This window comes from Butyrivibrio sp., assembly GCF_017635265.1.
GTDB lineage: Bacteria > Bacillota > Clostridia > Lachnospirales > Lachnospiraceae > Butyrivibrio.
The window spans coordinates 50,787-64,972 of record NZ_JAGBLU010000146.1; the positions used below are offsets into that span (position 1 = coordinate 50,787).

Sequence of the window (14,186 nt, forward strand, 5' to 3'; positions counted from 1 at the left end):
AGAGATGTTATGAAAAGAAGCAAGTTTTTAAAAAAAGCCGGAACAATAGCTTTGGCGATGACTATGGTAGTTGGAACTTTATCCGGCTGCGGAAAAGAAAAAAGCGGTTCAGATGACAGCATACTTAATGAAGCTTCCACAGGTTCCAAGGATTATGTGTTTAAGATAGCGGATCTGGGAATAGATATTGATGCTAAAAACATTTCAACAGTTAAGATTGTAGGAGATAAGGTTTATGCTGTTGACTTTTATGGATCTGTGGATAAGGGAGTCGCAGTAAATTCATTTAACTATGACGGTTCCGGGCTTAGTACGGTTTATCTTCCGAATAGTGACGGAGAAAGCTACAGTCACTTTAATTTTGATGTCGATGGAAATATCTATGCAATTGAGGAAATCTATCATTGGGAAGATGATGAGATGCATATCATGGATGATGAAGAAAATACTGACAATGCATCTGATGAAGCTTCAGATGACTTTTCGGACCTGGCAAGGGAAAATTCATCAGTTGAAGATGAAGCCGGTGATAGTGCCTTAAGTGAAAACTCTTTGGACGATGCCAATACCGAAAGCTCTGAGGAAACTGATGACAAGATGATTGCAGATGACGGTGATGGCTACGCAGGAAGTATGTATGAATCCTCAGAAGAAGAGAGGTATGTTGTAAAGTTCGATGCATCAGGAAATCTTATATATAAATATGACATTAATAAGGATCTGGCAGAGGGAGATTACCTCCAGATTTACGGAATGATATATTCCGATAAATACGGCGTAGTGATGAACACCGGCCGCGGAATAGAATTTTTTGATGAAAATAACGGTTTTAAACTTGTGTATGATACCACTAAGTCTGAGGAGTATAAGGATTGCTATCTTGACCTGTATAAGGGTTTCAATGGTGACATATTCCTGGCAGGATATGGAAACGATGGATATGTGATTGCCCCAGTTGATCTGGAAAAGGGTGAGATCGGTCAGAAGGCGGCAGCTCTTGAGCATTATAACAGTATGACAGTATTTGAAGGTAATGGCTATGACCTTTATATTAGCACTGAGTCAGCTATATACGGGTATGACTTTAAAGCAGACAAGCTTACCAAGATAATGGACTATGTGGATTCAGATCTTTCTGCTGATTATTCAATAAGCTCCATAGTAGCAATCAGTGATACTGAATTTTTGGCTGTTTTACCTGATTTTGAATACAATTATAATCTGGAAAGACTTGTTAAGGTTCCTGCAGATCAGGTGAAGGATAAGCAGATTATTACTTTGGGAGGAGTTTACATTGACTATTCTGTAAGAAAGGCCGCCGTTAAGTTTAATCAGGAGAATCAGGATTACAAGATTAAACTGGTAGACTATTCTGTTTACGATTCAGAAGATAATTGGGATGAAGGAACCAACAGATTTAATCTTGATGTTGTATCCGGAAATGTGCCTGATATTATGGCATTTAATACGGAATCTCCTGTGGACAGTTTCATAAATAAGGGGCTGTTTCTTGATTTGAATGCATTCATTAAGAATGATCCGGATATTTCAGGAACAGAGTTTATTGACAATGTAATTGATGCATTTAAGACCGGCGATAAGATGTATCTTATGATCCCCAGCTTTAGCATAGCAACTGTAGCTATGAAGAAGTCTCGTACCGGAGGAAAAGAGACACTTACAATCAATGATGTTGAAAATCTTATTGAAGAAAGCGGGGCAGGATACAACCTTGCATGCGGACCTCAGAATCGTCAGGAACTTATGAATTATGGAATTGCTTATTCAGGAAATAAGTTCATTGATTGGGAAAATAAAAAATGTAACTTTACAGATGAAAATTTCATAAAGCTTTTGGAGTTTACAAAGAATTTCCCTGAAGAATATGACGAATCAATCTGGGATAAAAACCTTGATGAAATATACAGGACCAATGAAGGCGTACTTTATTTCACCGGAATCTATGGCTTTGATCAGTACAAGAGAATTAAGTACGGAACTTTTGGAGAGGACGTGGCATTTGTGGGTTTCCCTAATGAAAGAGGCGAAAACTATTCTACAATTCTTCCAAGTGTTTCACTGGCGGTAAGCGCAAGATCCAAGTACACAGATGGAATCTGGCAGTTCCTTAGAACGTTCTATCTTGATGAGTACCAAAATAATATTGAATTTAACTTCCCTGTCACAAAATCAGCTTTTGAAAAAAAAGCCAAAGAATCTATGGAGACGAAGTACTATACTGATGAAAATGGTGATAAACAGGAAGAAATAGAGTATTACTGGATTGGAGATCAGGAAGTAAAACTTCCAAATCTGACCAAGGAAGATGTGCAGTTTGTTGAGAACTTTGTTTATTCTTTAAGCGAGCCTATGACTTACAATGCCAATGTAAATAATATTATTATGGAAGAAGCATCAGCTTTCTTTAGCGGTCAGAAGAGTGCCGAAGAGGTGGCAAATATCATACAAAGCAGATTGTCTATATATGTAAATGAAAATTCATGATCAAACGATGTAGCTTATATCAAATGATGCATATGAGGATTGCTTCGCAATCCTCATCCGCGCTTTCGCGCGGTATAATAAAAAGGGCAAATAAATTTATTCATGTAAACATGAAAATTTACTTGCCCTTTTTATTGCATCGCTTGATATAAGCAGGATACGGGAATCGAACCCGCCTCCTTAGCTTGGGAAGCTAATATACTACCGATGTACTAATCCTGCATATTGTTTACCAACAACTATTTTAGTTTACTCGTATTAACTGATAATTTCAAGTGGTTAAGCATTATTTTTAGTGATATAATTTTTTTATAACTGAAAAAGGTATTGTATGGGAGCAAGATACCGTTCGAAGCCTTTTTGTTAAGTTACGGTATCTGCATCCGACCGGAGTAAGTCAGATAATAAACTGGCGGTATTGGAGGAGGAAAACAAATGACAGAGGATATTAAGAAAGTTGCTGGCAAGGGGAAAAGCCTCGCCGGGGAATTCCGCGAATTTATCATGCGTGGTAATGTATTGGATATGGCAGTCGGTGTTATCATCGGTGGCGCCTTCCAGAAGATCATTACATCACTTGTAGATGACATTATCATGCCTGTAATCAGTCTTCTGACAGGCGGAATTGATTTCAACAACATGTTTGTAAGCCTTGATGGATCACAGTACGCTACACTTGATGCTGCTAAGGAAGCAGGGGCAGCAACTCTTAACTATGGAACTTTTATTACAGTAGTCATAAACTTTATACTTATGGCATTTGTAATATTCCTTCTTGTTAAGTTTATGAATTCTGTAAGCAACAAGATTAAAAAGGAAGAGGAGCAGGCGCCTGCTACAACGAAGATTTGCCCTCGTTGTAAGAGTGAAATCAACATTGAAGCGACAAGATGCCCACACTGCACATCTGAGTTATAATTTATGTTTGTCTTTTGCTGAAAAATGTAGTATCGTAGCCCTTGTACCTTCGAGTATAAGGGTTTACTTTTTTCCAGGAAAAGAGTAAAGGCCAATTAAGTAATATTTATAAGGAAAAATATATGTCTAAGACTAGTTTTAATAAAAAAGCACTGATTGCAATGAGCGGTGGAGTTGATTCATCGGTTGCTGCATCACTTATGGTAGACAAAGGGTATGACTGCATGGGCTGCACCATGAGACTTTACGAAAATGATATGGTGGGCAAGGATTTATTTGATACATGCTGTAGCCTTGCCGATACTCAGGATGCAAGGGCTGTTTGTGACAGACTTGGTATAGATTATCAGATATATCATTATGAGGCTGAATTTAGAGAAAATGTAATAGAACCCTTTGTTTGCAGTTATGAGAGAGGCGAGACGCCTAACCCATGTATTAGATGCAATAAATATCTTAAGTTTGATATCCTATATCAAAAGGGCAGAGATATGGGCTTTGACTATATTGTGACAGGTCACTATGCCAGAATAGAGGAAAAGGACGGACATTTTTACCTTCTTAAGGCAAAAGATATAAATAAGGATCAGAGCTATGTTCTTTACGATTTATCGGAAGAGCAGCTTTCTCATACATTCTTTCCTCTTGGTGAATATACCAAGGCAGAAGCGAGAGAAATTGCTGAAGGAAAAAAGTTTGTAACATCCCATAAAAGCGAAAGTCAGGATATCTGCTTTGTTCCGGATGGCGACTATGCCGCAATGATAAAAAGATACAGGGGGAAGGACTATCCTAAGGGCAATTTTGTTGATACAAATGGTAATGTATTAGGTCAGCACAACGGAATTATAGGATATACGATTGGGCAGAGAAGGGGACTTGGAATTCCTGACAAGAAGAGGCTTTATGTAACCAAACTTGATGTAAATAAAAACCGGGTTATTCTCGGAGATAATGAAGATTTGTTTAAAAGAGAAGTAAATATCAGAGATTTTCACTGGATTACCGGCGAACCACCAAAGGGCGAGTTTAGGTGCAGCGCCAAGATAAGATACAGACATAAGGAGCAGCCGGGAGTATGTATTATAAAGGATGATGGAAGTGCGGTATTTACCTTTGATGAACCGCAAAGAGCCATAACTCCCGGGCAGTCAGCTGTTTTATATGATGGCGACTATGTTTTGGGCGGTGGAATAATTTCCAATGAATAATGAATAAATTTTATGACAAAAAATACTTACATAATACCTTGGAATCTGTTATAATCTGAACTTGCTGAAAAAATATAATAGAAGATTTCAAGGTATTATTGGAAACGCACATCCTTTGCCAGATGATAACGAACAACACGGAGGTCTTCCCTATTTAAGAAAGAGAGGAACCCTTTTTATGTTACCACAGAGCAAATTACAGGATGTGTTTTTTACTGCCTTAATGGCATTTGTCATGGTTTATGCCATGATAGTTTACAACATATCACTAAGTGTAGGAGGACTTCAGAACTTTGTTTTCCTTGCTGCATTTGGAGAAATTATTATTATGTGGCCTATAGCTGTTGTACTTGAACTTTTATTTGTAGGAAAACTTGCGCAGATTCTTGCTTTCAGGTTTGTAACTCCGGGTAAAGATCCTATGATTATGATGATACTTGCAATTTCATCAATGTCTGTTTGCCTTATGTGCCCACTTATGAGTCTTGCAGCTACAATTCTTTTTAAGAATGCAGGAAGTGAATTTGTAAGTGTATGGCTTCAGACTACAGCTTTTAATTTCCCAATGGCGCTTTGCTGGCAGATTTTCTTTGCAGGACCATTTGTAAGAAATGTATTTGGATTTATTATGAAGACATTTTTTAAGGACAATATTAAAAAAGCTCAAAAGGCAGCTTAATATTTCCGGTACAACGAAAATAATTATCAATGATGCATCGGGTATTTATTATCCGGTGCATCAGTAGTAAAAATATCCTCCCTATAGTTTTTAGGCTATAAGGAGGATATTTTTTATTTATTATAGTTTTGTGGAACCTCTTTCAATAAGTTCACCGGAAAAAATAGTTTTTTGTGGCATTTCACTTTGTGAAAGAGTTCCGATAAGGGTCTTAACAAGTTGTATGCACATATCTTCAAGACGATTGTCGATAGAAGAAATTGGCGGCTCGGAACAATGTGTCAGAATTGAATTATTATAGCCAATGATCTGAAGCTCACTTGGAACCTTAATCTTGTTGGCTCTTGCAAAATTCATGGCTCCGACAGCAAGAAAATCATCGCTTGCTATTATTCCGTCAAATTTTACGCCTTTATTATAAAGCTTATCGATAAAATTCTTAACACCGTCTATATCTTCGTTGGATCCTTTGAAACACTGAAGCAGCTCTTTTTTTACCGGGATATCATGAGATAGAAGAGCATTCTGATATCCTGCCAGTTTTTTCAAACCTGAATATGAATTGCTGTTGTAAAGATACAAAATATTTTTAAGTCCTGCATTAAGCATCTTTTCTGTAGCATCCTGAGTAGCTTTGTGATCATCACATAAGGTACAATACACATTATTGCAGTCATAATCGGCATTGAGCAGCATAATGGGAACAGAAGCGGCAGCTTCGTTCACATACTGGTTGTCCTCAGGATTATTCATGATAAAGTTTGATCCGACCATTACGACACTGTCAACATGCTGTGAAAGTAGGAGATTGAGAGAATCTTTTCTTGAATCCATCTCATATCCTGTACAGCAAAGAACAGAATTATAACCGTTTTCTCTAAGGTTCTGTTCAATATAGTATAAAGCTTTGGCCAAATAAAGGTCTGAAGCATCTGCACAGAGAATACCGATAGTCTTCATTGAGTTAAGGCCAAGACCTCTTGCAAATGCATTGGGCTTATAACCATATTGTTCAATTATATCCATGACCTTTTTTCGGGTTTTCGGTTTAACATTGGTGCTTCCATTTAAAACTCTAGAAACGGTAGCAATAGATACACCGGCCTTTTTGGATATGTCATAAATAGTCATCTGGTTACTCATAAAAGTTTATCTCGTTTCTAATGGAAATTTGAAATATCTTACAGCGTTGTTGTAGGAGATATCAGCAGCAATCTCGCCAAGAATATCAAGATCTGATTCCGGATATTCACCGTTCTCAACAAGGCTTCCAAGATAATTGCAAAGTATTCTGCGGAAATAATCATGTCTTGTGTAGGAAGTAAAGCTTCTTGAATCTGTAAGCATTCCAACGAAACCGGAAAGATTTCCTGACTCTGCAACTGATTCAAGCTGCTGCTCCATACCAAGCTTTGTATCGTTAAACCACCAAGCGCGTCCCTGCTGAATTTTGGCAACAACAGGACCTTCATTAAATGCATTAAGAGTAGTGTTGATGATTTTGTTATCACTTGGGTTGAGACTGTAAAGAATAGTCTTTGGAAGAGAGTTCTTTACATGAAGAGCATTGAGGAAATCAGCAAGCTCGCCCATTGGATAATATGCGCCGATAGTATCAAAGCCTGTATCAGGTCCAAGCTTTTCATACATTGGAGTGTTGTTGTCACGTTTACATCCGAAATGGAGCTGCATTACCCAGCCGCGCTTTGCAATTTCTTCGCCTTCAAAGAGCATAAATGCTGTCTCGAATTTAAGGCTTTCTTCGTAAGATATCTCTTCGCCGCGAAGTCTCTTGGCAAAAATAGCCTCAATTTCTTCATCGGAAGCAGGTCTGTACATAACATATTCGAGAGCGTGGTCTGTTACGTTGCATCCTTTTGAAGCAAAGTAGTCAAGTCTTACTCTTAAAGCATCCTTGAGAGCTTTGAAAGAATCAACCTTTACACCGCTTACTTCTGAAAGCTTACTAATATAATCTGTGAATTCAGGCTTTGTAATATTTTTTGCTTTATCAGGTCTCCATGCAGGAAGTACCTTAACATCAAAGGAAGAGTCCTCTTTAATCTTGTCGTGCCACTCAAGTGTATCGATAGGATCATCTGTTGTGCAGATCAAAGTAACGTTAGACATCTTGATGAGCTTTCTTACGCTCATATCAGGAGATTGAAGAACTTTGTTGCAAAGATCGTAAACTTCCTCGGCTGTTTTTTCATTAAGAACACCGTTATATCCGAAATATTTTCTGAGTTCAAGGTGTGCCCAATGATAGAGTGGGTTACCTACGGCCTTACCAAGGCACTTTGCAAACATAAGGAATTTATCTTTATCGGAAGCATCACCTGTCATGTATTTTTCGTCTACACCAAATGCACGCATAAGACGCCATTTGTAATGATCTCCGCCGAGCCATACCTGTGTTATTGTCTCAAAGTGACGATCTTCGGCAATTTCCTTTGGACTAATATGACAGTGATAGTCAAGTATTGGCATATTCTCAGCATACTCATGATAGAGTTTTTTTGCCGGTTCAGATTGTAAAAGAAAATCTTTATCCATAAATTTCTTCATTTCATATTCCTCCATGTATAATTTGTTTTTTTGAAAAAAACATGTAAGCATTTACATAATCAAAATTTATTATACAAGAGGGCTATTTTAAATACAATAGAAAAAAAGGCATAAATTTACTTACCGTTTATAGGTAAAAACGGCAAAAAGCAGTTGACCAAATCAAATATTGCAGATATGATTTATTTAAATGATATGAAAGAGCTTACATCTGCATAAAAACAGAGAAAGGGTAGGATTATGAGCAATTTTTTAAAGATTCATCCACAGGACAATGTTGTTGTTTGTCTTGAGCCTATGGCTAAGGGTCAGACTATAAGCTTGTCAGATAGTGAAAGCGTTGTGCTTGTGCAGGATGTACCTGCCGGACACAAGGTTGCAATTAAAGATATAGGAAATGGAGACAATATCATCAAATACGGCTATGCCATAGGGCATGCAACAGAGGCCATTTCTAAGGGAATGTGGGTTCATACACATGATGTTAAAACCAATCTTGAAGGCATTCTTGAGTATAAGTATGAACCTGATAAGGACTATCTTGAAAAAAGAAAATCCATGGTGGGGTCAAAAAAGGCTTCATTTAAGGGCTTTGTAAGAGAAAACGGCAAAGTCGGCATCAGAAACGAGGTTTGGATTATCCCGACTGTTGGATGTGTTAACAACATAGCTACAAAGCTTGCAGAAAAGGCTAACGCTTATGTTAAGGGTAGTGTTGATGAAGTTGTTGCTTTTACACATAACTACGGATGTTCACAGACAGGTGATGATCAGGAACATACAAGGGTAATATTATCCGACCTCATAAATCATCCAAACGCCGGCGGAGTGCTTGTTTTAGGGCTTGGCTGTGAGAACAGTAATATTGATGTTTTAAAGCCGTATATTGGAGAGGTTAATGAAAAAAGAGTAAAGTTCCTTGTCTGCCAGCAGTCTTCTGATGAAATGGAAGATGGATTATCACTTTTAAAAGAGATAATTGATGAGGTAAGTACTGATGAAAGAGAAGAAGTTGATGCTTCAAAACTCATAATCGGTCTTAAATGCGGCGGAAGTGACGGTTTCTCCGGTATAACAGCCAATCCGCTTGTCGGTAGAATTTCCGACAGAATAATTGAGTGCGGCGGAACTTCAATACTTACAGAGGTTCCTGAAATGTTTGGCGCTGAGACAATTCTTATGAACAGATGCGTTTCAGAAGAAAAGTTTAATGATACGGTCAATATGATAAACGGATTCAAAGACTACTTTACCAGGCAGGGTGAGCCTATTTATGAGAATCCGTCCCCCGGAAATAAGGCCGGCGGAATCACAACTCTTGAAGATAAATCTCTTGGATGCACTCAGAAATCCGGTGATTTCCCGGTTATGAATGTACTCGAATACGGAGAAAAAACCGATGTTACAGGACTTAACCTTCTTTGCGCTCCGGGTAATGATCTTTGCGCGGCTACTGCATTGGCTTCTTCCGGTGCTCAGATTGTTCTTTTCACTACAGGAAGAGGAACGCCGTTTGCATGTCCTGTACCTACTATGAAGATAGCGAGTAACAATACTATTGCAGATAAAAAGAGTAATTGGATAGATTTTAGAGCCGGACAGATCCTTGAAGGCAGAAGTTTTGAAGAGCTTACGGACGAACTTTTTGAAAAGATACTAAGGACTGCATCGGGTGAGAAGCTTAAGAGTGAAGAAGCGGGCTTCCATGACATGGCTATTTGGAAAAGAGGTGTGACTCTTTAAAACTATGGCGGGGACTATTTTTGACAATATTTATTTTCATAATGTAGTTGAGCTGAAAAAAACAGACAGGGGATATATACCTTACAGAATGCCTGAAAATGTCAGAAAAAATGGCTAATGACGGAGTATTTAACAACAGATACGGGTTTGCAACTTCTATCTTTAAGGTTAATTATGACGATGAGACCCGGACAAAGAAATTTAGAGAAATAGTGAAAAAATATGCCCAAAAGAGGCTGATTTTTACAGACGGAACGGAGCTGATGGGCAATGAAACCTATGTTTCGGCCGATTGTACCCATCCCAGCCACGAAGGTTTGGAAATGATTGCCGATAACTGGAGTAATGTTATGAAAAATGCGCTTTGTAACGGATGAAAAAATACTAATCTTTTAGATTTTTATTATTTCATTGCGTTTGTGCAATTTTCACAATCGTTTTTAGAAATAAAAAAGAGTTAAACGTTTTTATTGGAAAAAATAGACATGTAAGCACTTACGCAAATACAGAAAAAATGGTGCTTTAAAGAAAAAGTGTACAACTACGTCTTAAATTCAGCATATTTCATGCTTGAAAAGGTTTTCAGTACATGATAAAGTACATATAAAGGTAAGTGAAAACGCTTACATTTTTGTAAACACACAATCTATATGGGAGGAAACATTTAGATGAAAAAGAAAGTTTTATCATTACTTCTGTCAACAGCTATGGTAGCTTCTCTTGCAGCATGTGGCAGCACAAGCGCAGAGACAACAACTACAGAGTCTGGTGACACAACTTCTGCACAGTCAACAGATGCAACAACATCTACAGACACTGCAGCTGCTACAGATGAAGAGTACACACTTGAGACTCTTAACATTGTAGTAGATGGTACACTTACAGCTACAGTTGAGAATGGTCAGGATGCATTTAAGGAACAGTGGGAGAAAGCAGTTTCAGAGAAACTTGGTCATCCAATCACACTCAACATCAACCAGCTTGATCATTCAGATTATGCTGGAACAGTATCACGTCTTCTTACAACAGGAGCACCTGGTGATGCTGATTACCCGGATGCACTTATCATGAGTGCTACAATGTTCAGACAGTACGCTCAGACAGGTCTTCTTTGGGATATGGCTGATGCATATGCAAACGCTGAATTCCAGTCACGTATCACACTTCCTTCAATCAATGAGAATATGAAGGATAGCGCAGGACACCTTTACGGTTTTGCTCCTACATACGGAAATGGATGCGTTACTTACATTAAGAAGTCATGGCTTGATGCAGTAGGAATGAGTGTTGATGATATCAAGACTTTCGATGACTACTATAACATGCTTCTTGCTTTCACAAACAATGATCCAGATGGCGATGGCTCAAACGGAACATACGGTGTAATCGCTGCTGGTTACGGTAAGCTTGATGAGGCACCATATATCAATTACATGCCAGAGTTCTGGCAGGGTGCTTATCCTTCATTCTATCAGAAAGATGGAGTATGGGTTGATGGTTTCTCAGAGCAGGCTACAATCGATGCTCTTACAAGACTTGCTAAGGGTTATGCTGATGGCGTAATCGATCCGGATACAGAAGAAGCTGGAACAAAGCAGGCTCGTGAGAAATGGTTCTCAGCTGAGCAGTCAACTTCAGAAGGTGTATTCACATATTGGGCTGGAACATGGCTTAGAACTCTTACAGACAACATGGCTAAGCAGGGCGTAGATGATGATCTTGGTGATGACAGACTTGTACAGCTTGCTCCTATTCAGGAGATCAAGGATACATGGGGCGGTTATATCAACAGAGAAGCTCCTGTTTGGGTAATCACAGATGATCAGGATGGCAGCAATGCTCGTGAGCAGGCTATCTTTGATGCTCTTCTTGAGACAATGCTTGATGGTGACACAGTTCAGACACTTTGGACATATGGTGCTGAGGATGTTCACTGGTCAACACATGCTGAAAGCTTCACAACAAATGCTGATGATCCTGAGAAGAAGAAGGATTATGAGTACGCAGAGGGTGAGTTCCACCTTAAACAGTCTCCTAATGACCCTAACACAGTATGGAAGAAGAATCACCTTGATCCAGTACTTGTTATTGCTCCTCTTACAAATGGATTCGTTGATTCTGACGACCTTGTAACAGCTGGTAACAAGTTCTTTACAGAGAACTGTGTAGATGCTCCTCAGGCAGCTTCTTGCGAGACTCTTTCAGAAGTTAATGAGGAACTTGTAACAGATAAGACAACTCTTATGAACCAGGTTGTAACTGGTGAGAAGACAGCTGAGGATGCTATCGCTGAGTACCTTGAGAAGTGGGGCGATGTATCAGCTCAGATCGTAGAAGAACTTAATGCACAGTAATAGTCTTTAATTTCTTCAACAGAAGTCTATTATTCCCATCCCTTGGGGGTATAAAAAATCTTCTTAGGGATGGGATTTTTTACGAAAAAATTTACGGAAATTTGCTATAATATAATTGTAACAAAACGTAAATTATGTATATTTGAAAGGAAGAGGATGCTATGAGTAAGAAGCAAACGGTTGCTATGACATCTACAGGAGCTCCAATCAATAAAAAGCCTCTTAGTACGCGCATCAAAAATAACTTTGGTTACTACTTGATGTTCCTGCCGGTTTTAGTCTTTGTAATCATAATTTACTATTGGCCAATGCTTGGTGTAAGATATGCATTTTACACATATAAGCTTAGAAATATTGAGTTTGTTGGCCTTAAGAATTTCTATACCATGTTTGCAAAGAAAGAATTCTGGACTGCATTTACAAACACATTGGAGATTTCTATTACTAAACTATTAATCACGACTTTTGCATCAGTTCTTGTTTCAGTATTTCTTAATGAAATGCACAACCTGTTTGCAAAGAAGTCTCTTCAGACTATTATTTACTTACCACACTTTATGTCCTGGGCAGTAGTTGCTGCTATATTCCAGCTGTTTTTATCAAAATCATCTACTGGTTTTGTAAACGAGACATTAAAGTCATGGGGAGTACTTAGTGAAAGCATTGACTTTTTGCATGTACAGTCAATGTGGAGACCAATATTCTATTTGATCAATATCTGGAAAGAAACAGGTTGGGGAACAGTTATTTTCCTTGCTACACTTTCCGGTATTAACCCTGAACTTTACGAGGCTGCTGATATTGATGGCGCTTCAAGACTTCAGAAAATTTGGTACGTAACTGTACCGGCACTTATGAATACGGTAATAATTGTATTGATTCTTAATCTTGCTAAGGTTCTTAACCTTTTTGAATCAGTATTTGTTTTATATAATAACCGTGTATTTGATGTATCTGATGTTATTTCAACATATGTTTACCGCCAGACTTTCCTTACTGCAATTCCGGATTATGGATATACAACAGCGGTTGGTTTGTTTAAATCAATTGTTGGTTGCTTCCTTGTTCTTATTTGTAACTGGGCTAGTAAGAAGATTCGTGGCCGCGGTATTATTTAAGGAGGTAACATTATGGCACAGGCAAAAGCGCAGGCTATGCAAGTTAAGTCAAGAAAGAGCAAAGTACATGTATTTGATATTATAAATTACATTGTATTTATCATTGTTGCACTTATCATTCTTATTCCTATATGGAAAGTACTTGTTGATTCCTTTAATGCTGTAGGTGTTTATCAGTTCAAATTATGGCCTGAAGATTTTACATTAAACGGATATCTTACAATTTTTACAACAGTTAGATTATACAGACCTTTCCTTAATTCAGTAATAACAACTGTATTGGGAACGCTTCTTGGTCTTGTACTTTCAACACTTGGTGGATACGTACTTACTCAGACGGAAATGCCGGGTAGAAATGCACTGTCTTTCTTCCTTCTTTTCACAATGATTTTCTCTGGTGGTATGATTCCTGAATACCTTGTTATGAAACAGCTCCATCTTGTTGATACAATGTGGATTCTTGTTATCAAACACGGAATGAACGTTTACAACCTTGTTTTGATGAAGAACTTCTTTGAAGGAATTCCCGGATCTCTCTTTGAAGCTGCTAAAATTGATGGTTGCAGTCCAATGGGAATTTTCTTCAAGATAGTACTTCCTCTTTCAAAGGCAGCACTTGCTTCAATCGGTCTTATGTATGCAGTTACTGTATGGAACGATTACAGCACAGTTCAGATTTATATTACAAATCCGGATCAGGTTAACTTCCAGTACAAGCTTCGTGTAATGATCATGGATGGTGATACGCCTACGACGGCATATAAAGTTTCTCAGAATACTCTTTATTATGCAGCTATCGTTTGCGCAATCCTTCCTTTCATGGCAGCTTATCCATTCCTTCAGAAGTACTTTGTACAGGGTGTTAATGCAGGAGCTGTAAAAGAGTAATAAACTGATTTTGTATTATGGAGACCGTCTGCTTGCGTATATGATTCGCATGCAGGCGGTTTTTTATTGTGTAGCATCTTTAATAAAACCCCCTGCTATGCAGGGGGACAACAGCTGCTTTAGCTTACAGTAGAAAACCTCCCGTGATAGAATTACTTACGGTTCGCCAACCAAAGTAAAATCACAGGAGGTAGTCCAAAAT

The 14,186-nt window shown here is 38.3% G+C and carries 11 protein-coding genes and 1 tRNA gene; 9 read left to right on the forward strand and 3 right to left on the reverse strand.

Features of this window, described 5'->3' with window-relative positions; genetic code table 11:
- The first annotated feature begins 9 nt into the window (after positions 1 to 9).
- A complete protein-coding gene (locus J6O61_RS19080) occupies positions 10 to 2,505 on the forward strand; it encodes an ABC transporter substrate-binding protein (RefSeq protein ID WP_292215897.1) in 2,496 nt (831 codons plus the stop codon).
- A 151-nt stretch (positions 2,506 to 2,656) separates the two neighbouring features.
- On the opposite strand, the gene J6O61_RS19085 is transcribed toward J6O61_RS19080, so the two are convergent.
- A tRNA-Gly gene (locus J6O61_RS19085) sits at positions 2,657 to 2,727 on the reverse strand.
- 213 nt (positions 2,728 to 2,940) lie between these two features.
- Here J6O61_RS19085 and mscL point away from each other — a divergent pair.
- From mscL to J6O61_RS19100, 3 genes are all read left to right on the forward strand, one after another.
- Positions 2,941 to 3,423, forward strand: coding sequence for a large conductance mechanosensitive channel protein MscL (mscL, locus tag J6O61_RS19090; RefSeq protein WP_292215898.1), 483 nt, complete (start codon positions 2,941 to 2,943; stop codon positions 3,421 to 3,423).
- Positions 3,424 to 3,545: 122 nt separating this feature from the next.
- Positions 3,546 to 4,634 (forward strand): tRNA 2-thiouridine(34) synthase MnmA, encoded by a 1,089-nt coding sequence (gene mnmA / locus J6O61_RS19095; protein WP_292215899.1) that lies wholly within the window; start codon positions 3,546 to 3,548, stop codon positions 4,632 to 4,634.
- A 223-nt stretch (positions 4,635 to 4,857) separates the two neighbouring features.
- Complete coding sequence (locus J6O61_RS19100) at positions 4,858 to 5,313, forward strand: DUF2798 domain-containing protein (protein ID WP_330613834.1); 456 nt, start codon at positions 4,858 to 4,860, stop codon at positions 5,311 to 5,313.
- Between the two features lie 120 nt (positions 5,314 to 5,433).
- Here J6O61_RS19100 and J6O61_RS19105 read toward each other — a convergent pair whose 3' ends face one another.
- A complete protein-coding gene (locus J6O61_RS19105; RefSeq protein WP_292215901.1) occupies positions 5,434 to 6,456 on the reverse strand; it encodes a LacI family DNA-binding transcriptional regulator in 1,023 nt (340 codons plus the stop codon).
- 6 nt (positions 6,457 to 6,462) lie between these two features.
- Positions 6,463 to 7,881: a glucuronate isomerase gene (gene uxaC / locus J6O61_RS19110; protein WP_292215902.1), complete on the reverse strand. Its 1,419-nt coding sequence runs from the start codon at positions 7,879 to 7,881 to the stop codon at positions 6,463 to 6,465.
- 240 nt (positions 7,882 to 8,121) lie between these two features.
- Between uxaC and J6O61_RS19115 the strand changes: the two genes are divergently transcribed.
- From J6O61_RS19115 to J6O61_RS19135, 5 genes are all read left to right on the forward strand, one after another.
- The gene (locus J6O61_RS19115; protein ID WP_292215903.1) at positions 8,122 to 9,624 is read left to right on the forward strand and encodes a UxaA family hydrolase; all 1,503 of its coding nucleotides are present in this window, start codon (positions 8,122 to 8,124) and stop codon (positions 9,622 to 9,624) included.
- A 98-nt stretch (positions 9,625 to 9,722) separates the two neighbouring features.
- Entirely contained in the window at positions 9,723 to 10,001 is a 279-nt protein-coding gene (locus tag J6O61_RS19120; RefSeq protein WP_292215904.1) for a hypothetical protein, read from the forward strand.
- Positions 10,002 to 10,292: 291 nt separating this feature from the next.
- Positions 10,293 to 11,978 carry an ABC transporter substrate-binding protein gene (locus J6O61_RS19125; protein ID WP_292215905.1) on the forward strand — a complete coding sequence of 562 codons (1,686 nt, stop codon included), beginning with the start codon at positions 10,293 to 10,295 and terminating at the stop codon, positions 11,976 to 11,978.
- A gap of 161 nt (positions 11,979 to 12,139) precedes the next feature.
- A complete protein-coding gene (locus J6O61_RS19130) occupies positions 12,140 to 13,096 on the forward strand; it encodes an ABC transporter permease (protein WP_292215906.1) in 957 nt (318 codons plus the stop codon).
- A 12-nt stretch (positions 13,097 to 13,108) separates the two neighbouring features.
- A complete protein-coding gene (locus J6O61_RS19135; protein ID WP_292215907.1) occupies positions 13,109 to 13,984 on the forward strand; it encodes a carbohydrate ABC transporter permease in 876 nt (291 codons plus the stop codon).
- Positions 13,985 to 14,186: the final 202 nt, after the last annotated feature.